Source organism: Clostridium sp. CM038, assembly GCF_055081105.1.
The window spans coordinates 1,121,356-1,142,463 of record NZ_CM143651.1 but is presented as its reverse complement, the minus strand read 5'-3'; the positions used below and the strand labels follow the sequence as shown (position 1 = coordinate 1,142,463).

Annotated in this window: 19 protein-coding genes and 1 pseudogene; 5 read left to right on the top strand and 15 right to left on the bottom strand. The window is 32.6% G+C overall.

Going from position 1 to position 21,108, the window contains the following annotated elements; all coding sequences use genetic code 11:
• Positions 1-239: 239 nt before the first annotated feature.
• From ACWJKS_RS05150 to ACWJKS_RS05140, 3 genes are all read right to left on the bottom strand, one after another.
• The gene (locus tag ACWJKS_RS05150) at positions 240-1,322 is read right to left on the bottom strand and encodes an XdhC family protein (protein WP_462960604.1); all 1,083 of its coding nucleotides are present in this window, start codon (positions 1,320-1,322) and stop codon (positions 240-242) included.
• Positions 1,323-1,589: 267 nt separating this feature from the next.
• A complete protein-coding gene (locus ACWJKS_RS05145) occupies positions 1,590-1,985 on the bottom strand; it encodes a DnaD domain-containing protein (RefSeq protein ID WP_462961048.1) in 396 nt (131 codons plus the stop codon).
• A 65-nt stretch (positions 1,986-2,050) separates the two neighbouring features.
• Complete coding sequence (locus tag ACWJKS_RS05140; protein ID WP_462960603.1) at positions 2,051-2,530, bottom strand: hypothetical protein; 480 nt, start codon at positions 2,528-2,530, stop codon at positions 2,051-2,053.
• A gap of 6 nt (positions 2,531-2,536) precedes the next feature.
• Here ACWJKS_RS05140 and ACWJKS_RS05135 point away from each other — a divergent pair, with 6 nt between their 5' ends.
• A complete protein-coding gene (locus tag ACWJKS_RS05135; protein WP_462960602.1) occupies positions 2,537-2,848 on the top strand; it encodes an N-acetyltransferase family protein in 312 nt (103 codons plus the stop codon).
• A gap of 224 nt (positions 2,849-3,072) precedes the next feature.
• Here the strand turns inward: ACWJKS_RS05135 and ACWJKS_RS05130 are convergent, their stop codons facing one another.
• The 5 genes from ACWJKS_RS05130 to ACWJKS_RS05110 all read right to left on the bottom strand — a co-directional run bounded on the left by ACWJKS_RS05130 (position 3,073) and on the right by ACWJKS_RS05110 (position 9,705).
• Positions 3,073-3,807: a MerR family transcriptional regulator gene (locus ACWJKS_RS05130; RefSeq protein WP_462960601.1), complete on the bottom strand. Its 735-nt coding sequence runs from the start codon at positions 3,805-3,807 to the stop codon at positions 3,073-3,075.
• Complete coding sequence (locus ACWJKS_RS05125; protein WP_462960600.1) at positions 3,804-4,712, bottom strand: DUF2268 domain-containing putative Zn-dependent protease; 909 nt, start codon at positions 4,710-4,712, stop codon at positions 3,804-3,806. Before ACWJKS_RS05125 ends, ACWJKS_RS05130 begins: the two co-directional genes overlap by 4 nt.
• Positions 4,713-5,682: 970 nt before the next feature.
• Positions 5,683-7,143, bottom strand: coding sequence for an IS1182 family transposase (locus ACWJKS_RS05120; protein ID WP_462952569.1), 1,461 nt, complete (start codon positions 7,141-7,143; stop codon positions 5,683-5,685).
• A gap of 183 nt (positions 7,144-7,326) precedes the next feature.
• Complete coding sequence (gene adc, locus ACWJKS_RS05115) at positions 7,327-8,070, bottom strand: acetoacetate decarboxylase (protein ID WP_462954131.1); 744 nt, start codon at positions 8,068-8,070, stop codon at positions 7,327-7,329.
• A 204-nt stretch (positions 8,071-8,274) separates the two neighbouring features.
• The gene (locus ACWJKS_RS05110) at positions 8,275-9,705 is read right to left on the bottom strand and encodes an aldehyde dehydrogenase family protein (protein ID WP_462960599.1); all 1,431 of its coding nucleotides are present in this window, start codon (positions 9,703-9,705) and stop codon (positions 8,275-8,277) included.
• A 463-nt stretch (positions 9,706-10,168) separates the two neighbouring features.
• Here ACWJKS_RS05110 and ACWJKS_RS05105 point away from each other — a divergent pair, with 463 nt between their 5' ends.
• Positions 10,169-10,369, top strand: a complete 201-nt coding sequence (locus tag ACWJKS_RS05105; RefSeq protein WP_462960598.1) for a recombinase family protein — start codon at positions 10,169-10,171, stop codon at positions 10,367-10,369.
• A 275-nt stretch (positions 10,370-10,644) separates the two neighbouring features.
• On the opposite strand, the gene ACWJKS_RS05100 is transcribed toward ACWJKS_RS05105, so the two are convergent.
• Together ACWJKS_RS05100 and ACWJKS_RS05095 are read right to left on the bottom strand one after the other, a co-directional pair.
• Positions 10,645-11,706 (bottom strand): IS30 family transposase, encoded by a 1,062-nt coding sequence (locus tag ACWJKS_RS05100; protein ID WP_224578950.1) that lies wholly within the window; start codon positions 11,704-11,706, stop codon positions 10,645-10,647.
• A 368-nt stretch (positions 11,707-12,074) separates the two neighbouring features.
• Positions 12,075-13,109 (bottom strand): annotated as a pseudogene (locus ACWJKS_RS05095) (IS30 family transposase); the annotation flags it as partial.
• 135 nt (positions 13,110-13,244) lie between these two features.
• On the opposite strand from ACWJKS_RS05095, the gene ACWJKS_RS05090 reads away from it, so the two are divergent.
• Positions 13,245-13,613, top strand: coding sequence for a hypothetical protein (locus ACWJKS_RS05090; protein ID WP_216304521.1), 369 nt, complete (start codon positions 13,245-13,247; stop codon positions 13,611-13,613).
• Positions 13,614-13,620: 7 nt separating this feature from the next.
• Positions 13,621-13,824, top strand: coding sequence for a helix-turn-helix transcriptional regulator (locus tag ACWJKS_RS05085; RefSeq protein ID WP_253198308.1), 204 nt, complete (start codon positions 13,621-13,623; stop codon positions 13,822-13,824).
• Positions 13,825-14,145: 321 nt separating this feature from the next.
• Here ACWJKS_RS05085 and ACWJKS_RS05080 read toward each other — a convergent pair whose 3' ends face one another.
• From ACWJKS_RS05080 to ACWJKS_RS05065, 4 genes are read right to left on the bottom strand one after another with little or no spacing between them, the layout of a single operon-like run.
• Positions 14,146-14,901: an ABC transporter permease gene (locus ACWJKS_RS05080; RefSeq protein WP_462960597.1), complete on the bottom strand. Its 756-nt coding sequence runs from the start codon at positions 14,899-14,901 to the stop codon at positions 14,146-14,148.
• Entirely contained in the window at positions 14,892-15,848 is a 957-nt protein-coding gene (locus ACWJKS_RS05075; protein WP_462960596.1) for an ABC transporter ATP-binding protein, read from the bottom strand. Before ACWJKS_RS05075 ends, ACWJKS_RS05080 begins: the two co-directional genes overlap by 10 nt.
• A 1-nt stretch (position 15,849) precedes the next feature.
• Positions 15,850-16,308 (bottom strand): GyrI-like domain-containing protein, encoded by a 459-nt coding sequence (locus ACWJKS_RS05070; protein WP_462960595.1) that lies wholly within the window; start codon positions 16,306-16,308, stop codon positions 15,850-15,852.
• Positions 16,309-16,797 carry a GyrI-like domain-containing protein gene (locus ACWJKS_RS05065; RefSeq protein WP_462960594.1) on the bottom strand — a complete coding sequence of 163 codons (489 nt, stop codon included), beginning with the start codon at positions 16,795-16,797 and terminating at the stop codon, positions 16,309-16,311.
• Between the two features lie 433 nt (positions 16,798-17,230).
• On the opposite strand from ACWJKS_RS05065, the gene ACWJKS_RS05060 reads away from it, so the two are divergent.
• Positions 17,231-19,468 carry an ATP-binding cassette domain-containing protein gene (locus ACWJKS_RS05060; protein ID WP_216304522.1) on the top strand — a complete coding sequence of 746 codons (2,238 nt, stop codon included), beginning with the start codon at positions 17,231-17,233 and terminating at the stop codon, positions 19,466-19,468.
• Between the two features lie 180 nt (positions 19,469-19,648).
• Here the strand turns inward: ACWJKS_RS05060 and ACWJKS_RS05055 are convergent, their stop codons facing one another.
• Entirely contained in the window at positions 19,649-21,067 is a 1,419-nt protein-coding gene (locus ACWJKS_RS05055) for an IS1182 family transposase (protein WP_268064117.1), read from the bottom strand.
• Positions 21,068-21,108: the final 41 nt, after the last annotated feature.

Below are 21,108 nucleotides of genomic sequence, written 5' to 3'. Positions count from 1 at the left end.
TTTCTAAATGTTTGACATAAAAATACTCCTCCTTGCAATCTTTGATAATTAGCTTATCTCAATTATTGCCAAGAAAAAGTGCTTTTTATCCTGTTTACACAAAATTATTTGCAGGCCTAATAAAAAACCAAGAATAAGATTAAGACTTATAGCTTTTGTAATTATTTTAATTGTAAACTTTAGATATGGACAAGTATATTTTATTTAACCAAAAATAAATACAACCGTACTCGTGATGTTTAAAAAGACTCTATTATTACCTCCATGATTCCTCCACATACCATCCCTTCATCTTCAGCGATGGCGCCTGTCATATCTATGCTTTGAATTTGATACCCACCATTTCCGAGTAAGTTACGGGCGTCATTAATTATCGTGCCTTCGCTACACCCTCCGCCGATACTCCCTAAAATCTTACCATAAGGCCATACAAGCATTTTAGCTCCTGCATTTCTTGGAACTGAACCTTTCGTAGAAATGATTGTAATGATTGCCTTTGGAGAATTTTCTTCTTTGCACAATTCCATCAACACTTCATTGTCAAATTCCGGCCAATTACTTTTCGTATGCCTATTAATACTATTGGTTATATCACCGAGTCGTCTATAACTGATGACCTGAGATATAATAGAAAACGCTATCTCTTCTGGTGTTACTGCTCCTATCTCAAGACCTATAGGGGCATTGACTTTGTTTAACTTCTCTTGAGTATATCCTTCATTTACCATTTGCTCCATGACGCTTTTAACTCGCCGTTTTGAACCAATCATTCCAACATATGCAGTATCATGTTTTAAAACTTGTCTGAGACAATCCATATCATGCCTATGACCTCTAGTTACAATAACAACATAGGCAGAATTGTTTAAACTAATTAAGTCGAAACAGTTCTCGAAACTCTCACAAATCACTTTTTTAGCAGTAGGAAATCGTTCACTATTAGCAAATGATGGTCTGTCATCGATAACTGTAACTGAAAAACCTACTTTTGAACCAAATTCAGCTAAGGGCTTAGCTATATGTCCACCACCTAAAACTATCAAGCGTGGTTCTGGAAAATATGGTTCAATTAAATAAGCTTCACTTTCACTAATTTTAACAAACTGAAGAATTCCAGTTTCTATTGCATAGTTTGCCTTTTGGTAAAGTAATTCATCTAAATCAGATATTCGATTATGGGAATTCAGACCTTCCTTTGTAAAAAGTGTTTTGTTCTGAGATGGTTTATTTCCACAATTTTTGTTATCCAACATTGTAATAATAACAGCATTATTTCCTGAGCCCACTTCATCCAGTAAATTTTTATAGGTATCTACATTCATGATTTCATTCCTCCAAGTTTATTATCATTTGAAATTCACCTTTGATAAGTTATTTATGTCTATAAACAAGCGAATTAACCAACAAACTATTACTTTATTATAACAATATATCCTAAAATTTCAATAACATTGCTGGATATATTGTTAACAACAAAAACTGAAAATTCATTTCCAATAACCTTTCACCATATAATTAATACTATTTCTTTGAACCCATATCTCTGGAATATAAAATTCGTTATTAAGGGAATATCCAAAGATAACTAATCAGTATACTTGTCCTAATAGCTGTTTTTCTAGAAGATCGAAATCATATGTCCTTTGATCATAGTCGCAGAAGCCACCATTTTTCACATTAGGGCTTGAGCTGCCACTCTTTTTACTCGCCCACTGTTTTTGATAGAATTTTACCTGCTCAGAAGTTTTTATGCCTTTACTTATCCAGCTATTGAGTACTTTAGTGATGTACTTTATAGTTTTAGCATTATATTCTACAGACTCATCAATAGCCATAATGATAACTTTGCTACTTACATGCTTTGCAAAATCTAATATTTTTTCATACACCAAAGGCGTGATAGCATGTACATTTTCTTCAAATACCTTAAGTACACTTTTTAAGCCCTCACCATCAGCAGCAGCAGAATTATTTCTATATTTTATGACTATTGCTTCTTCTTTAGTTACTGCTTCTTCTTCTTCTTTATTTATTAATTCTTGTTCTTTATTTATTCTTCTTTATTACTTCTTATTCTATTACTTGGTAGCCCCTTATAAGGGCCTTGTAAGCCCCTACTAATATCCTTGTTAATTATGAATTCACGTGGCTCCTGAATTTCTTCCTTTTTCAGAAAATCATTATTATCTTGGTCTTCTATATTTTCTGTTTTCATGGGAATTACATTAGAGCTGCTTTCTAAAGTAAAGTTTATAGGATGATTGTCCACTTTTTCTAAGTAGCAATTTACAGAAGTTCTATCATCAGTAAATTTAATATCAAAAGATTCCTCTATAATGAGGTTCTCGAAAATTTTCGCTACATCTAATTGAGCTACATCACATTTTTTAAATAAAATTTTAAGAAATTCTTTATTTTTAACCCTGGATAACTCGTGATGAACACATTTAATAGCGTTTATATTGTTAGGTACGTTATACCTGAAATTAGTGTATACATCGATGATTTTCTTAAAAAGAAGGACGATCACTGCTTAGTGGCAGATGTTGAAGGTATTATAATTGGTGCTGTATGGGTTGGGATTTTAGCAGGTGAAATAAAAGGCTATGGGAACATAGATGATAAAACGCCAGAGTTTTCTATTTCGCTGATAAAAGAATATCAAAATCAAGGGATAGGAACATCTTTGATGAAAAAGCTGATAGAATACTTGAAGGAAAAAGGATACAGCCAAACATCATTGAGTGTATCCAAAGGCAATTATGCAGTGAGAATGTATAAGGCTGTAGGATTTGAAATTATAGCTGAAAAAAAAGATGACTATTTAATGCTACTAAAATTAATTTAGGTACAGATGGTTCTCGATATTTTTATATTGTTTTAGGAAACCAGCCAATCTTTCCTATAAAATACACATTAAGACATACATCCCCGAAACAAATTTTATAAACGTATATCCATTATTCTATAGTTCGCTACACCAACCTTAGTTTTTGAACTGGAAGAAATTCACCCTTTTAGTTTGCCGAAATCTTCCCCTTTATGATTGCCGGTTACAACTAAAAGTTATACTTATTTTGTGCAGTAAATCGCAATTGCCTGTGAGAGGAATTCTGCTGTTCCCTCACCATTCTGGTCAATGTTTTTCTTAAAACGTTCATCTCCAGCATACATAAGACCAAGGCACTGCAAAATTTCATTTGTACAGTTGTACCATCTTGCTGTGATAAAACTCTGCCACTCTTTAACAAGTGCTTGAACCTCTTCGCTGCCTTGAGTTTTATTATTCATATTGGTAGCGAAGGCTTTTAAAATATCTCTGAATTCCTCGTTTATTTCCTGCCACTGATTTTTACTATAATTGTTACATTTTTTCTCACTTTCGCTATAGGCATCAGATTTCCCCCAACGTTCTTTAACCTCTTTTGCATATTTATTTTTGGCACTTTCAATTTCTGTCATATCAAATTCTTTAAAACTCATGTTATTTTCTCCTTTTATTGTATTGTCTACAAGAGTTATCAGATTATCAATTCGTTCACGCTTTTTAATAAGTAACTCTTTGTGATTTTTTAGTGCTTCTGTTTTATTGAATGTAGGATTTGTAATAATATCCTTAATTTCACTAAGCGAAAATTCCAACTCTTTGAAAAATAATATCTGTTGCAATTCAGCAATGGCATTTTCATCATATAAGCGATAACATGCTTCAGTAATTTGGCTCGGTTTAAGCAATCCTATTTCATCATAATAATGCAATGTTCTTACTGTAACTCCAGTTAATTTTGCAATTTCATTAATCTTCAATTCCAAAAATCCTCTGTTTCCTTTAAAATATAAACAGTTGGTGTAATTGTAGCTTCAAATATTGTTTTACCAGTCTTTTTAAGATAATGCTTGATTAGATAATAGCCACAAGCATATCCTGCGCAATAAGGCATACCAACTGGCTTTACACCACGCATGGCCATAATTTCATCGCCATAGAGAAATACTGAAAGTTTATTGAAGTCATTATTGTTCAAATTCTCCTTAATTGCAGGTTTAATAACAGTTGCAAGCGTTTCTGCTGTTGTGTTTTTAACCCACATACCGATTTTATCCTCTCCGAACATAAAGGCGGCAAAGTTTTCTGCTAAACCTTCGCTAACAATCATATCTCCCAATGTAATTCCATTACTCCAATGCATAAACTGCCATCTTACATTATGATTGGCTTCGTGGGCAAGCGCGACAGGTAGCATTTTAATCGATTGCTCATTGGGGATAATTGTTCCGATGATATAACCAGGAATTCCCCCATCCCCACAATAATCACCAGTCATTTTTGACATTGGGTTTAGTGGATCATTCAGTAAAACAGTAAAGATATAATCTTTTGTAGGAAGTGAAATACCATTATCCTCAAACTCATTAAGCGTTTTTGTAATACTCTCCTCACAATCACTCCAAAATCTTTCATCACTGATTTTTTCAACATCATTAATTCGTTCACTGTTAATTTGGCTTGGTGAAAATCCACCACCCATACTGCTTGCCATAACAACATCGTAACCACCTGACTGATCCGCTTTAATTGGAATACCAATACATGACCACTTAAATTCAAATGGTTTCATCAGTTCATATCGATAGATGTCATCTCGCTGCTCAAGCTTTGAGGAAATCATTTTTTTATAGATTTCATCGGATCTAATTGCTGTAACTTTCACTTTTTTTACCTCTTTTCTTTTTAGTATAGTTATACAATAAACTATTACGTTACATTACGTTAGAGTCAATAACAAAATTAAATCTAGTGATGCTTTTAAAACTATTAAAGAAGTTATTGAAAAATATAACTTTAAAAATATAACCAGATGCTTATGTGAATTATCAGGAGTGTCTAGCTCTTGGCTTGTTAGTACCTTTTTTTTAGAATATCCTTGACATATGTACCAATTTATAAGAGTCTACATTTATAATATTAGCGAAATTTGCAAAATAGTTATCATTAATCAAAACATAATATTACAAAAAAATTGCAGGTTTTATGATATGATTTTATTATAAAAGTTAGATAAAGGCTCTATAAGGTGCTCTTTTAAATTCATTCCACAAATAAATGATACTAATATTTCCTATAGGAATATAAAAAAGAGGAGCGAGGTGGTTTAGATATTAATAACTTATAAAATTAAGAATGGAACTCAAGCTAATATTAAAATTTTAGTCAAAATGGCACGAGCTAAAACTAGTTGGAGAAAAAGACTTGAAGCCGCTCCTGAACTAAAAAGATTGAATTATGAGCAATCAACAGGTATACTAACAAGATCAGTACTACGTGATCTACTGTTTAATAACAGTTAGCTTAACTGTAAATTAACTGTAAACGTTTTATGAACTAAACAATTATTTAATTGAAACGACAGGGATTTTCGTTCCATTACTACACATATCCTAAGATTGATTTATAGAACAAATGTTAATAACATTATTGCAAATACTGTGCATTAACAACAATTAATACTTTTGATAATCTATTATTTAAAAATGCAAAAAAAATACCACCTGTCAGTTGGGAGGCCGCTGAAAAAAGCACTCTTTATTTAGTAGAGTTTTCAAGCTTGAATAGAAAAAGCATGAGATATTCATATTTTGGATATCTCATGCTTTTTATTTTATAATTAAGTTTTAAAAGCCCTATTTCATGCTTTTCAACTTAATTATTCTCTTTAGATTCACAGTGAAGATTGATAATGCACCTTGAATTTGCATACTAATTAAGCCTGACGATATTGCTACATCATAGCTATGTTGGTGCTTAAGTTCACTGTTTTTAGCCTCTATCATATAACGTTCCCTAGCTCGTTTTTTAAAATATTCACTTTTTTCGAACTCTATTTGATCTTTGTGAGTATTTGACTTTATTGAAACTGAATAAGTTTTAGATTTAGCGCCTTCTTTATAACACCCATCTTTATGAACACAATTTTTACACTTTTCTACATTAAAATAGTAGGTTAGCACTTGATTTTTACCAACATTCTTCTTTCCCTGTTTTGCTTTTTTAATAGCCATATGACCTGCCGGACATACAAATAAACCAGCATCTTTATTAAACTCAAATTCATCTTCTTTTTTTCGCATTCCTTGTGAAATTACAGGATTTAGTCTTGAAATTAATGCAATTTTATTTTCTTTTGTATATTCTAGGTTTTTCTTTTCAGAATAAGCTGTATCTCCAATTACTTCATTTACATCTATACCAGCCTCACGGCTTTTTTCTATTAAGGTTATGAGCTCCTTTCCATCACTTTTTTCGCCAGTTGTAATAACAGCTGCTGTAATTAAACGTTCTTCACTCATAGCAAGGTGTGATTTATATCCAAAAAAAGAACTATCCTCAGTTTTATGCCCCACTTTTGCATCCTCATCTTTTGATATTTTTAGATTTTCTAAGTCATCATTAATAGCTTCCATTAAGTAGTTTAATTTAGTTTTCACAGCTGGATTTGCTGCAGTTTCTGGCTTCTCGTTTATGGTATCAATTAATAATTTGCAGTACTCAAGAATATCTTCAAGTACTCCAGTTGTAACTTTATTAGGTAACTCTTCTTTAATACCAGGATGTACTCCGTACAATGTTTTTCTTAAGTTTTTTGCACGTTTCAATAATTCCTCGCTTGCTGACTTTTGGTTATAACGTGACTTGGTATGCGTAGCATCAACTATTATTGCTTTACTTTTTAAAACTCCCTCTTTTATAGCAAGTTCTACAGTCTTGTTTATTAATAAATCCAATAAATTCATGTCTTTAAGGCGAAGCTTTCTAAATTTAGTTAGTGTACTTGAGTTTATTAAATTTGTTTCTTCTGGGGCTAAATTTAGAAAATATTTAAAGGACATGTCATAAAGAGTTCTTTCAACAACATCTTCATCAGACAATTCATATATTACTTTCAAAAGTAAATATTTAAATAGCATTATGGGGTTAATAGCACCTCTACCCATAGATGAACTATAGTTAATCATCAATTCGTCATAAACAAATGAAAAGTCAACAAGGTCATTAATTTGCTTTAAAATGTTATCTTTCGGAATAATTAACGAATATAAGCTATGGTATGTATTTATTTTTATTTCCAATTGTCCTTTTAGCATAATAGTTTAGCCCCTTTTATTTTATTCTACTATACTAATTCGACATATCTTTTAAAATTCCTTTTTGTTTTTTAGTCTTTTATATAAAAAAATCGCCATCTTTAATTAGATGACGATTTTTCATATAGTTTTTCAGTGGCCTCGTCAGTTGGTGATATCTTTTTATGCAGTGATATATTATAACTATTTTTTTAGATAATCATATACAACTTTAGGAGTAGGAAGGGTCAAGTTCGTAAGAATATGAGAACAGGATACTATTTCTTTTACAGGTAGGTCATTAAATGGTGCCATAGCATGATCGAATAATTGTAATCTTGCAGGACCAGTCCATGCCTCATGTATAGTAACCTTCGTAATTTGTGAAGATATGAGCTCGCAAACTCTTTGAGTTCCATCATAATTAGGTATAATTTTTAGCATAAAATTAGGACGGCAAATTTCATTGCGTGCCTCATTTATATCTAAAGATTGGTGTTTATATCCCATCGTAGCAGTTAATACTCTTAATTTTCCGTAATCTAATGTACCAACTAATGTATCTGAATCAACAAATAGTTTTGGATAACCAAGTTTTTTAGGGTAGGCACTAAGTTCTCTACCAACGGCAATAGCTGGATAATTATCTAAATACATCATATGCAAATAGTCACCTTTTATACCATTAAAACTTACAGGAATAACCTGGCCACATTCTGTATAAGCACCTAATCCACTTACATCTGGCATATACATCATTTCAACTCTAACTAAAGGTTCATCTAAATCTAAAGATAAAGGTTCCGGTACAACTTTTAGTAAGGCATCAGCACTTGTACGGTATACTATATTAAGATATTCACGGTTATGAAATCTATAGGGTCCTCTAGGAAATGATGGAGCAGTAAGTGGTGTTGTAATGTGGTTAGTTATTTCACTTTCTAACATAAAATAATCACTCTCTTTTCTTATTTATTATTATCAACAATTTTCTTACAAGTACTATATTTTGAAATATAAATTTTTATACATCCATAATCTTTATATCATCTGGAATAATTAAATTTGCTTCTGTCACAGAATTAATATTAATTTCATCAATGGTTGTATCTCCCTGCCATGGTTTGTAAATGCACCGGCTTCATTAAAAAGTTAGTTTGCAAGCACACATCTCCTTTGTTTTGTAAAATTTCTTGCAGAGGTTATTCCTTCACCAGTAGGTCCAGCAATAGTGAATGTTGTAAATCCTTCTGCACCAAAACCTACTCCAGCAAAGGATTTAGCATTCTTTACAAAAATAGTTGTATCTATTTCTTTTTCAAATCTATTTAAATTATCAATATTTTTTGAATATATATATGCACTATGTCGTTTGTTTTGTTCCGCTATTTTTGCACACTCTATAGCTTCATCAATATCTTTAACTCTTACAATTGGAAGTATTGGCATCATAAGCTCTGTCATTACAAAAGGATGATTTGTATCTACCTCGCATATTATACATTTAACGTTAGTAGGTACTTCTACATCTATTTGATCTAAAAATAATTTTGCATCTTTTCCTACCCATTTTTTATTTATATCATATTCTAGTTTTTTGTTGCAATTATAACTTTTCTCATCTTTCTTTATTAGTATTAAATCTAATAACCTTGATACTTGCTCTTTATTTAGAAGTACAGAATTGTTTTGAATCATATTATTTATTAAATCATTTGCTACATTTCCAAAAACAAACACTTCTTTTTCTGCAATACAAGGTAAATTGTTATCAAAAGAACAACCTTCTATGATGCTTTTTGCGGCCTTCTTTATATCGGCAGTATCATCTACTATAACAGGAGGATTTCCGGAACCTGCACCTATAGCTTTTTTACCTGAATTTAAAAGTGTTTTTATTAATCCTGGTCCTCCAGTCCCACATAAAAGTTTTATATATGGGTGTTTCATAATTACACCTAAGGATTCCATAGTTGGATTTTCTACAGTAGTTACTAAATTTTCTGGACCACCAGAAGAGATGATGGCTCTATTTATCATATCTACAGCAAATGCAACACATTTTTTTGCCCCTGGATGTCCATTAAACACGACAGAATTTCCGGCAGCTATCATACCTATACTATTGCAAATAACAGTTTCCGTTGGATTTGTGGAGGGTGTTATGGCACCTATGACCCCATATGGAGACATCTCTACTACGGTAAGCCCGTGGTCTCCAGACCAAGCTGTAGTAGTTAGATCTTCTGTACCCGGAGTATATTTAGCTGCCAATTCATGTTTTAATATTTTATCTTCATATCGTCCCATTTTTGTTTCTTCTAAAATCATTCTTGAGAGTATCTCTTTATTTTCCAATGTAGCCTTTCTTATACTTCTTATAAGTCGTTCTCTATCTTCTTTATTATAAGAAATAGTCAACGCCTTTTGTGCATATATTGCTTTGGCAATAGCAATTTTAACGTCTTCGAACACTCCTAAATATAAACCCTCATTGTTAGCTTGCTTAAATTTGGTACCTTCAACATTTGTTATTACATTTAAATCTTTTGTTTGTGGTGATACTAATACATCTTTCATCATAGTTTTCCTCCTCGAATAATTAATTTTGTATTTAGTTTTTAATGAATTTCCAGTATTTCAACTAACTACAAAATGATAAAGATAACTGGAAATTATAATAATAGTATAGAATTATTTCTAACCATCGATATTCAATAAAAAATTGGCGTAGTGCTATTCATTTTATAACAAACATGTTTTAGTGAATAAGATGTTTTATTTCTGTACAAATAGGATATTACCACTAATTAAGCCAAAAATAGTATATAAATGTAATAAATGTAATGACAGGCATTTTAAACGATACCAAACTACACTAAGGTGAGATATTTTTATCATATGATCTGTAAAGAATGATTCTTCCTAAAAATTCATAGTTTTTAGGCAACTAGATTTTTAATGATTTAAACAAATGTGGTTTGATATGTTTTATGGTACCCATTACAATAAAATCATGGTAAATAATTCGTGGGAGTTGTAAAGGATGAAAAATATATATACTTATATAAGAGTTAGCACCAAGGAACAAAACACAGACAGGCAACATGAAGCCCTAGAACAATATGCTGTATCTAATAACATTGAATATAAAGTTACATTCGAGGATAGAGCAAGTGGTAAGGACTTTGAAAGAAAACAGTATAAAGTATTAACAAGGAAAGGAAAAAAATACATGGTAGAGTAAATCAATCACATTACTCAATTGTAAATCTAAAAGCAACCTGTTCTATTTACAATTGAGGTATAATTCTTAAATAAAATATATATGCCAAGAGGTTGCATCTCGGTATACAAAAATATTGGTATGTGTCAGTCTTTTGTTTTACTAACATTCAAAATTACATATCCTAAAAGAGTTGGCGGCAGAATGGAGGATATATGTCAACGTTTTTCACCTATGAAGAAAGGCTCTGTAGATTGCAATATAAAATGTCCGAAATTTTCAAGAAAAATATAATGTTAAGTTGTAATGGTTTTCCGTTCCATCATATTAGCAGATAGACCGTTAAAAATCCTTCTTGGATAATTGTTGATCCAGTGCTGTATTTGCATAATTTGTTTTTTAGAGAATGCTGAAATATCCACACCTTTTGGGATAAATCGTCGTATCATTTTATTGATATTCTCGTTTGTGCCTCGTTCCCATGAACTATATGGATGGGCATAATATACTTTAGTTCTCTTTCGTTTATTCCTTACTGAGGTCTCAATACCCTCGAAATCAAGGTTCTCACAGCCGTTATCACAGGTGATTGTTTTAAATGTTTTTGAGAATGCCATTCCCATTTTACGCTCCAATTTGTCCAATTCCTTCACAACAGCGACCTGTGATTTAGAAGGTATTTTAAAGATTAACTCCTTGCGAGTTACTCTTTCGCTTAATACCATTAATACAGTCTTCGTACCCTGCTTTCCTACTACGGTGTCCATTTCCCAGTGCCCTATCTCATCACGTGCAGCTACCGCTGTAGGTCTTTCTGATATACTTGTTCCTTTGGTATTGTTATACGCCGGCCTTATTTTTTTATAGTTTCTCTTTTTGGCATTCTTTTTAACAGGCAGATCTTTGTTACTTATGTTTAAGAATAAATTATTATCCAAATAGTTATACACAGTTTTGAAGCAAATAGTTGTTTCGAATTGTAGATCTTTATTTGTTATATTTTGAATAGCTGCATACGGAGATTCGCCATATTTACCAATGGCTTTTTCTAAGTACTTCACCAATTTGTGATCTTTCCCTATTTTCAATGCAGGCCCTTTTGCTGTGCCTTGTCTGTCATGTTCTGACTGCCCAATTTCTGCGCTATATTCCATTCGAGTGGTTAAATCACTATTCAATAATTCTACTATTCCTTTAGCAATTTCACGCCTTATTGTACGCTCTGAACGTCCACCTATTTGCTCCGCAATACAGCTTGAATTTAGCCCCATTTTGTATAATGTCTCTATCTTTATACGATCCTCATATGTTAGGTGTTTACCTTTTTTGTTCTCTGTGATAAAATTTGATTGACTCATTTGAAATCCTCCTGTACTTGTGTTGGTTTAGTCACTTAACATTGTACAAGATTTTTTCTCTTGAGTCTTTATTTTTTGTTCTATGGTCATTTCATTTTACAACTTACCGTAAATTGAAATGCAACGTTTGTAATTGACAATTGAATATTTGTAAATGAAATGCAACCTTTGTATCTGAAAAGCCAGTTTTGAAACCCAAAAGCCACATTTGTAATCCAAATGCAGTTTGATTTTTCGGTTTTTTGATGTATGATAATAGAAAATATGCATGCCGAATAGAGGTCAACTCACTCTCGATTTTTTTGTAATCGGAGAATCCACCCCTATTTTAGGATTGTATGGATAGCTGGCGGCACTGTTTTATATTTTTATTTTTTGAGAAGAATTGGTTTTAACATGATGTCGCTGGCTGCTACCGGTGTACACCCTAGGTTTTGTAAAATCTCTTCTCCATGGTAAAAGCTGAACGTTTCGTATGGGCTACGGTTGTTCAGTTTTTTTCTTTTATAGGAATCAATGTGATTCATCATTAGGCTGATATTTTCCTGTGTCAGATGATCGAAGCTGTTTCCCTTCGGAAGAATCCGCCTAATCATCTCATGGTTAACCTCAATGGCTCCCTTTTGATAGGGACTTCCAGCATCACAATAAAATACATTGGTACGATGTCCTGAGAATTTTTCAGTACCATATTCAATTGCCTTTGGATTCGAAAATTCGCTCCCGTTGTCTGTAAGAATTACAGGGAAAAGGGCTGTAAAAACCTCCTTCCCAAGGGTTTCATAAAGTGTTTCATAAATATCCGTTACTGATTTTGAAGTATTTGCATCTCTAAGAAATGCTAACATCAAGCTGGTATCTACAAAGTGAATCGTTAAAAGGCATTTGCCACCCTTACTTCCAATCACAGAATCCATCTGTACAACAGTGGTATCCTGATTTTTAGCAAGGAATGCCTGAAAGTCATTATAGTTGCGCCCAATGCGGCAGCCTTTATCTACCTTGAATTCCGGTTTTTTATACCTTTCGCGGAACTTGACTTTTCTCGGAAGATCAATATTTCGCACATCGAAAAGGCAGGCATCTATGTAGTTGTAAATAGTCTTTTCACTACACATAATTTCATCTTCATGCGTAACATATATCTGATGAACAGATTGACCGTTTTGAACTAGTGGAGAAATTATTTTATTGAGTCTGGCTACTTCATCTTCCGATACACACAATCCACTTCTGGACTGTGAAATGGCTTCGTGAGCTTTCATATGGGCATGCTCCGCATTGTATATATTTTTTAATAAAGAGCATTTTCCAAGCGTTTCACAACCATTACAGACATAGGGAACCCTAAAGCGGGCAGTACAGATTTCCAAAATGAAATCAGGACAGTTATCATTACAGGATTGAGCATTTCAATTTACAAAGTGGCATATCGCTTTACAATTGAGTAATCAATCACATTTGTATTGATATATCTTTCGATATGTGATTTAATTGTAACATGAAGTGATAAATTAATCACATATAGGAGGGAACTTATGAAAGACTTAAAACAAAAACATTTTTTAATTGCAGGCCTATCCATCATTATGGGAGTTTTGTCAGTAATACCAATGGAAAGACCTATTAGTATTATAGTATTAGCAGAAATCGTTTTTTATACGGTGTTTGTGTTTGTGGGGGAATATGAAAAAGCAGATGAACTGGTAGAATCAAATATTAATAAAGCAAATAAGATAATAATAATTTTAATGTTAGTAGCTTTCGTAGTATTTCATTTCTTGACATTGAAAGAGGTCATAATTCCAGCTAATGTTTTTGGATGTGTTGCATTTGCTGCTATAGCTGCAAAAAGTATATTATTTTTATGGTTCGACCGCACAGTAAGTGACAGCGAAGGGGAGTAATTAAATAATGTTAGTAACTAAATTAAAGGAATATCGAGCAAAAACCAATATGAAACAGGATGAATTAGCTGCTAAAGTTGGAGTAAGAAGAGAAACTATAATCCGGTTAGAAAAAGGGCAATATAACCCCTCTTTAAAACTTGCTATAGGTTTGGCTAAAGTCTTTGAAGTAAGAGTTGAAGAATTGTTTGAATTTATAGATGAATTATGATTAATACCTGTAGCATGTAATATTTAAACTATAACAGAACAACAAAATTTATAAGAAGCAGACTAGATAATTATGGAATAATAAATATTATTGCTAATTAGTATACAGCCAATGAATCCGAAAATGTTGGTGCTACCCCTATACTCATATCTAGTCTATAGCCTCACTGTGAAAGTAACTCAATTGGTATTGTGTTACTTTCAGAATATCAATATACACTTAAAGCAAAGTAATCCCATAGCATTAGATATAGGATTACTTGCGACGAAATATATGAAATTTGTAAAACAAGTGATTAACTCTAACTGTAAATCACTTTAATTAATTAACAGTTTCTTTTTTCAGTCTCCAAAATGCCAATACAAAGCTGATTGAGCAAAGACAGATAAATATCACTGTCACAAGTAATAAGTTTTGCCAATCAATAGAAGTTCCCAAAATCAAACTCCGCAGGCGGTTTATAATATGAGTGAAAGGATTTATCATTACCGCAATTTTTAAGCCTCCAGATATACTTTCCATGGGAAATAATGCTGTGCTTGTAAAGAAGATGGAAAGTACAATCAGATTCATGGTGGTTTCATAAATTGTTTCATTGGGCAAACACATACTAATAGCATAAGATAACCCCGACATAAAAAATGCCGTAAGAAAAATAAGAGGTATCATCAGAAACAATCCAATAAATCCAGATGCAATACGTACTGACAAAAATATAGATAGAACAAGCATGATGGCTATTTCAATGAATGAAACTAAAACTGCTTCCAGTATTTGTCCCAGAACAATGGAGCTTCGTTTTACAGGCGCTATCAATATCCTGTAGAAGCTACCATTGGATTTCATAATAAAATTGATATAACCGCCGCTACTACAGCATGCGAGTGTAACAAGCACCATGATACCAGGTAGCATAAACGAAGTATAGTTGGCGCCTGATATATTCTTCATGGACTGTTCCGCGATTGAACTATATAATACTAACCAAATAAGAGGCTGTATAATTGTAAGTAGTATTGAAATAGGGTTCTGAAATCGCCACTTTATATTGCGCCATAATATATTTATTATCTCCATTTACTCACCTCTTCGCCATACCCAGTTAACTTCAAGAACACATCTTCAAGGCTGGGCTGTACTATTTCTATCGCCTCAAAAGAGACCCTCTTTTCCAGAAGCCACTTGTTAATATCTTCAAAAGTTTTTCGATCATCTCCAGCATCCGCAAAAATCGAGTATTTACGGATGTTTATTGACGGAAGTATATGTGATTTAGCAAGTATCTCCGCACATTCTTCCGCTTTTTTCTTCTCATAAAAACCAATTCGGAGTATATTTTGTCTTATATATTGCTTCAGATTTCCAGGAGTTTCCTGTATCAATCCGTGGCCTTCTTTCATAATACAAATTGTATCGCTAAGTTGATCAGCTTCATCAAGATAATGAGTGGTCAAAAAAATCGTTGTTTTAAAATCATCCCGGATTTTTTGAACGATTTCCCACATGGCCTTTCTGGAAGCGACATCCATACCAACCGTTGGTTCGTCTAAAAAAAGTATTTTAGGCATTGATACCATATTCATTGCAATATCCAATCGACGCTTTACTCCGCCGGAATAGGAAGCAACCGGGTATTTCAAATACTTCGACAGTCCGAAACTGTCAATAAGGATGTTTATCCTTTTTTTTGCTGTAACATTGTCCACCTTGTAGAGCCTGCTTTGAAATATCATATTTTCCATAAGAGATAGGTGATCATCAATAGAAACGCGCTGTGAAACACAGGCAATCTGTGTACGAATCCAAGCGGGTTCCTTGCATAAATCTTTACCTAACACGGTTACAGTTCCAGATGTAGGCTTGTAAAGTGTTGTTAGTATGTTGATAAGCGAAGACTTTCCTGCACCATTTGGTCCAAGCAAAGAAAAAATTTCTCCGCAGTTTACTTCCAAACTTAAATCGTCTAAGCCCTTGACGCCGTTCTTATACTGTTTAACCAATTTATCAATTACAATTGCAGACATACTATTCCTCCTCTTTAATCGGGAATAGTATTTCTGTAATATACTTTTGGGGATTGCCTTTCAAAAACATTCCCGGACCCTTGATATAGACTTCCCTAAACGGAGGCTGTAATGTTAGGTTATTTTCCCGTGCATAACGGTCAATTGCTTCATATTCGTAATTCATAGTTTCATAAGAACCGATATGAGTAGCACAAACAGCTTTTATTCGCGGAAGTTCTTTTGCTGTAATACCATTCCCGTTTGGTGTTTCAGCAGTAGGAACACATAATTCCATTTCACCCATTTTTGATTTCTGATCCACCACATAGTAGCAGAAAAATGGTGCACCATTTGATTTGCCCTGAATAGACTTAAACACATTGGGAAATACTTTACTTGCTTCAGTGACAACTCCCTTATACTTCATAAAAGCCACTCTAATAGTTTCGATATCTCTAATTTCAATTTGATAATCCATTTATTCTTCACTTCTCTCTTTCTTAATTGCAATCCAGACTTCTACATGACCGCCTTTTGAGCCTTTATCGCTAACAGGATAAACTTCTATATCAGGAAGTTCAGCGTATTCGTATCCTGAAACTGGAAGCCATTCTGTAAGAAATCGTTTGAATATAGTTTGAACGGATTCCTTAAAATGACCGTTACATTCAAAGACCACCCATGTGGCAGCTGGTATCTCAAACTCAAACATTCCATCAGGTACAGGTTTATCCGTAGGAGTAGCAATATAGTAATAGATATTTTGTGGATTTGTATAGGCTGTGACACCAAAAATACCATGTGGATCTTTGTCTATAAGTCCACAAATTTCAGAAAATAACGTACTTTCAAGCATCCTATTCCAAAATACGGGAACATTTTTTTGGTTTTGGTCCATATCCTCTTGTAACGCTGTCCTAACCCCAACAATTCTAATTGTTTCTTTTGTTTCAATTCTATAGTTCATATTCTCACCTCCTATAACTGAAATTGAAAAACTTATAGGTGAATAAGCGGTTAATAATGTTCCCTTTGTACGTGCAACAGTTGGAGCGACACCATGAACACTTTGAAATGCTCGATTAAAGGATGTTGGGGATTCATATATTTTTAACTTATCGCTATTCGGCAATTCATCTTGGGTAACACTTGTATTTAAATGTTTACATCGCAGTTCATTTATTAATCCATCTTACCCCAAACGATCATAGATTTTTCTCCAGCGAGTTTATAGGTTGCATTAATGTTATATAATTAAATTATGGTATGATGTCTATATTTAAAATGCTTTATCAAATAAAAGTTGGCAACTAGGATTATTTAAAAGAAGTTATAGAAACACTAGATATAAATGTAGATATAGTAAGAGCAACAGAAGAATGATCGATGGAGGAGATAAAATGAAGGAAGAGTTTATAATTTTAAAAGGATGTAGAGAAAATAATTTAAAAAATGTTTCATTAAATATACCTAAAAGAAAAATCACTATATTTACTGGGGTATCTGGTTCAGGAAAGTCCTCTATTGTTTTTGATACAATAGGAAAGGAAGCAAAACGTCAGTTAAATGAGACATTTAGTGCCTTTATTAGAAACTTTTTACCAAAGTATGGCGAAGTGAAAGCTGAATATATAGGAAATTTATCTACACCGATAATTATTGATCAAAAAAGAATTGGTGCGAATTCAAGGTCAACCCTTGGAACGATTACAGATATCAACCCATTCATTAGAATGCTCTTTTCTAGAATAGCAATTCCTCATATAGCTCAGCGAAATAAGTTTTCTTTTAATGATATAAGTGGTATGTGCCCAGAGTGTGAGGGCCTTGGCATGAAACTAACTGTAGATATGGATCAAATTCTAGATAAAAATAAATCAATTAATGAAGGTGCTATATTGCTCTCAGGGTTTGGTATTGGTTCTTGGCCATGGAAAATATTTGCTGAATCTGGATTTTTCGATAATGATAAGAAGCTATGTGATTATACAGATGAGGAACTAGAGAAATTTTTATATGGCCCCCCTGAAAAGATAAAAGTAAATGTTATTGGAACAATGAATATAACTTATGAAGGGTTAATTCTAAAGTTTAATAGATCATATTTAAATAGTGATAAAGAAATGTCTGAGGCCTCAAAGAAAAAGCTTAGTAAATTAACGATGTCAGCAGAATGCCCTCTGTGCCACGGTAAAAGACTAAATCAAGAAGCATTAAGTTCTTTAATTAATGGTTATAACATTTCAGATTTTATGTCAATGCAAATTGATGAACTTATTAATGTTATAGACGAAATTAATTTTAAAGAAGTCTCCACGGTAATTGATAGTATAAAAGAAAAACTCAATAATATTATTGATATAGGCCTGGGATATTTAACCCTTGATAGGGAGACTTCAACACTATCAGGTGGTGAATCTCAGCGCATAAAGATGGTTAAGCATTTAAATAGTAATCTTATAGATTTATTGTATATATTTGATGAGCCAAGTATTGGGCTTCATCCAAGAGATGTTCATAAATTAAATGATCTATTACAAAAGCTCAGAGATAAAGGAAATACAGTTATTGTAGTTGAACATGATCCAGATGTCATAAAAATCGCTGATTATGTTGTTGATGTTGGTCCATATGCAGGTACCAAAGGCGGTAATATAGTATTTGAAGGAAGCTATGATGAATTACTCACATCTGGCACACTTACAGGAAATGCCTTAAAGAGTAGTCTTTCAATTAAAAAAGTTACAAGAAAGCCTAATGGATATCTAGAAGTTAATAATTGCAATACAAATAATCTAAAAAACATATCAGTTAAGGTCCCCAAGGGGGTATTAACGGTTATAACAGGTGTTGCAGGCTCTGGAAAAAGTACACTTATGAAACAGGAATTTCCAAATCAAAATAAAGATGTTATATTAATTGACCAGAGTGCGGTTTCCGCAAATTCTAGATCAAGCCTAGCCACTTATGGTGGAATAATGGATAACATAAGAAAGGTCTTTGCAAAAGATAATAACGTCAATGCATCACTATTTAGTTATAATTCAAAAGGTGCCTGTGAAAATTGTAATGGCACTGGAATAATTGAAACAAACCTTGCTTTTATGGAGAATACTAAAAACACTTGTGAAGAATGCGCTGGTAAAAGGTTCAAAAAAGAAGTTTTAGAATATACTATCCAAGATCAAACAATAATAGATGTTCTAGATATGACTGTTTCGGAAGCTTTAGTATTTTTTAATAATAAACAAATTAAGACAAAGTTACAGTCAATAGAAGAAATGGGAATTGGATATTTAACTTTAGGTCAAACACTTGATACATTATCCGGTGGAGAATGCCAAAGGTTGAAACTTGCTAACGAATTACATAAAAATGGTTCAATATATGTTATGGATGAACCATCAACTGGACTTCACATGTCTGATATAGAAAAATTCATAGGCATAGTTGAAAATATTGTTGATAATGGAAATACTGTTATTATAATAGAACACAATATGGATATTATTAGGAGCGCAGATTGGATAATAGATCTTGGACCAGAGGGTGGTATAAGAGGCGGAAATGTAATTTTTGAGGGGACACCTTTAGAGTTAACTAAATGTAAAGAATCTCTTACTGCTAAATATATATAGTTTAGAGATAAAGTGCATTTTACTAAATATTGTTATTATAACATACAGTACAAATTCTAGTGTTACATTCAGAACATCAATATAATCTAAATATATTAAACCCCATATCATTAGATATGGGGTCAGGTTGTTTACAAACCCAGTATAATTTTTTTATTATACTGGGTTTTTTACATGCAATTATGCGATAGCATTTTGAGTTATGGATAAATTTAAAATAACAACTATCTTCTTAGTTAGAAAATCAAAAAACAGTAAAGATAGCAGGCTAGCTATCTTTTTCATATTCTGCACTGCTGCTGTAAGCAGACACTGCTCTTGCACATTTTCTAATCCACGCATATGGCAATAGCGAAGCCCATGCAGTTGTTTTGAATCTGCGAAGCTTCGCTCTATAGTTTCTTTTCTTCTTCTATATATATTTCTGCCTTTATCTGTTCTGGTGAACTTTACAACATCTTCTTTATACGTTTCCCAAACATGTCTTCTAATAGTTTTAAACTTGCTTTTTGCAGAAAAGCATTGAGCTCTATTTGGACATATCTCGCAATATTTTGCATTACCAACATATTCTTTATATCCTTCTCTTGTTGTCGTTTTATAATGTAAAGCCCTTAAGTCAGGGCATACGTAAATGTCCTGCTCTTTAACATATTGGAATTTATTTTTTGTGTACATTCCTTTTGTATGTGGAGACCTACGGTATCCCATTACAGATTTTAATTCCCTCTCATATAGTTCTTTACATATAAGATTTGTAGCATAACCAGCATCTGCACCAACATATTTTGTATTAAAATTAAACTTTTTTATTTGCACATCTAATCTATCGATATAAGGATCAACATCATTTATGTTTCCAGGAGTAACATACACATCAGTAATTATATTATGTCTGCTATCGACAGTTCTGTGATCTAAATATGAGAAGCCTTCCGGCTTGCCATCTCTCATCATATATCCACTGTCGGGGTCGGTTGTGCTAACTTTAGTTTCTTTTATTTTGGTAACAGGTTCTTTTTCCTTTAAAGGTTTTTTACCATGGTTTATTCTATCTTCTTCCACTGCTTTATTAAGTTCAGCTACATATTCTTTCGGCGTTTTTTCAACTTCAATTTTCACAAGCTTTCGCTTATTAGCATTTGCTTTTAGGTGTGTAGAGTCTGTGTAAAGTATTTTACCGGTTACCATCTTAAGATTTATAGCCTTAAATACTACTTCGTCAAATATTTTTTGAAACACATCTGTACCTTTAAACCGTCTACGTCTATTTTGGCTAATTGTTGAATGATCTGGAATAGGATCAGTAAGACTTAGTCCTAGAAACCATCTATAAGCCACATTTACTTCAATGTCCTTTACAAGTTGTCGTTCAGATTTTATTCCAAATAAGTACCCAATAAACAGCATTTTAAAAAGTATAATAGGATCTACGCCAGGTCTTCCATTATCTAAGCAGTAATATTTTTTAGTCAGTTCTCTTATAAAAGAGAAATCCATGTATTTATCTATATTTCTCAGAATATGGTCTTTAGGAACTAAATCTTCTAAATACACCATTTCTAGTTTTTGTTGTGTAAAATTCTTTTCATTAATCATAATAATGCCCTCCGAATTATAAAGTTTGTATACTATATATA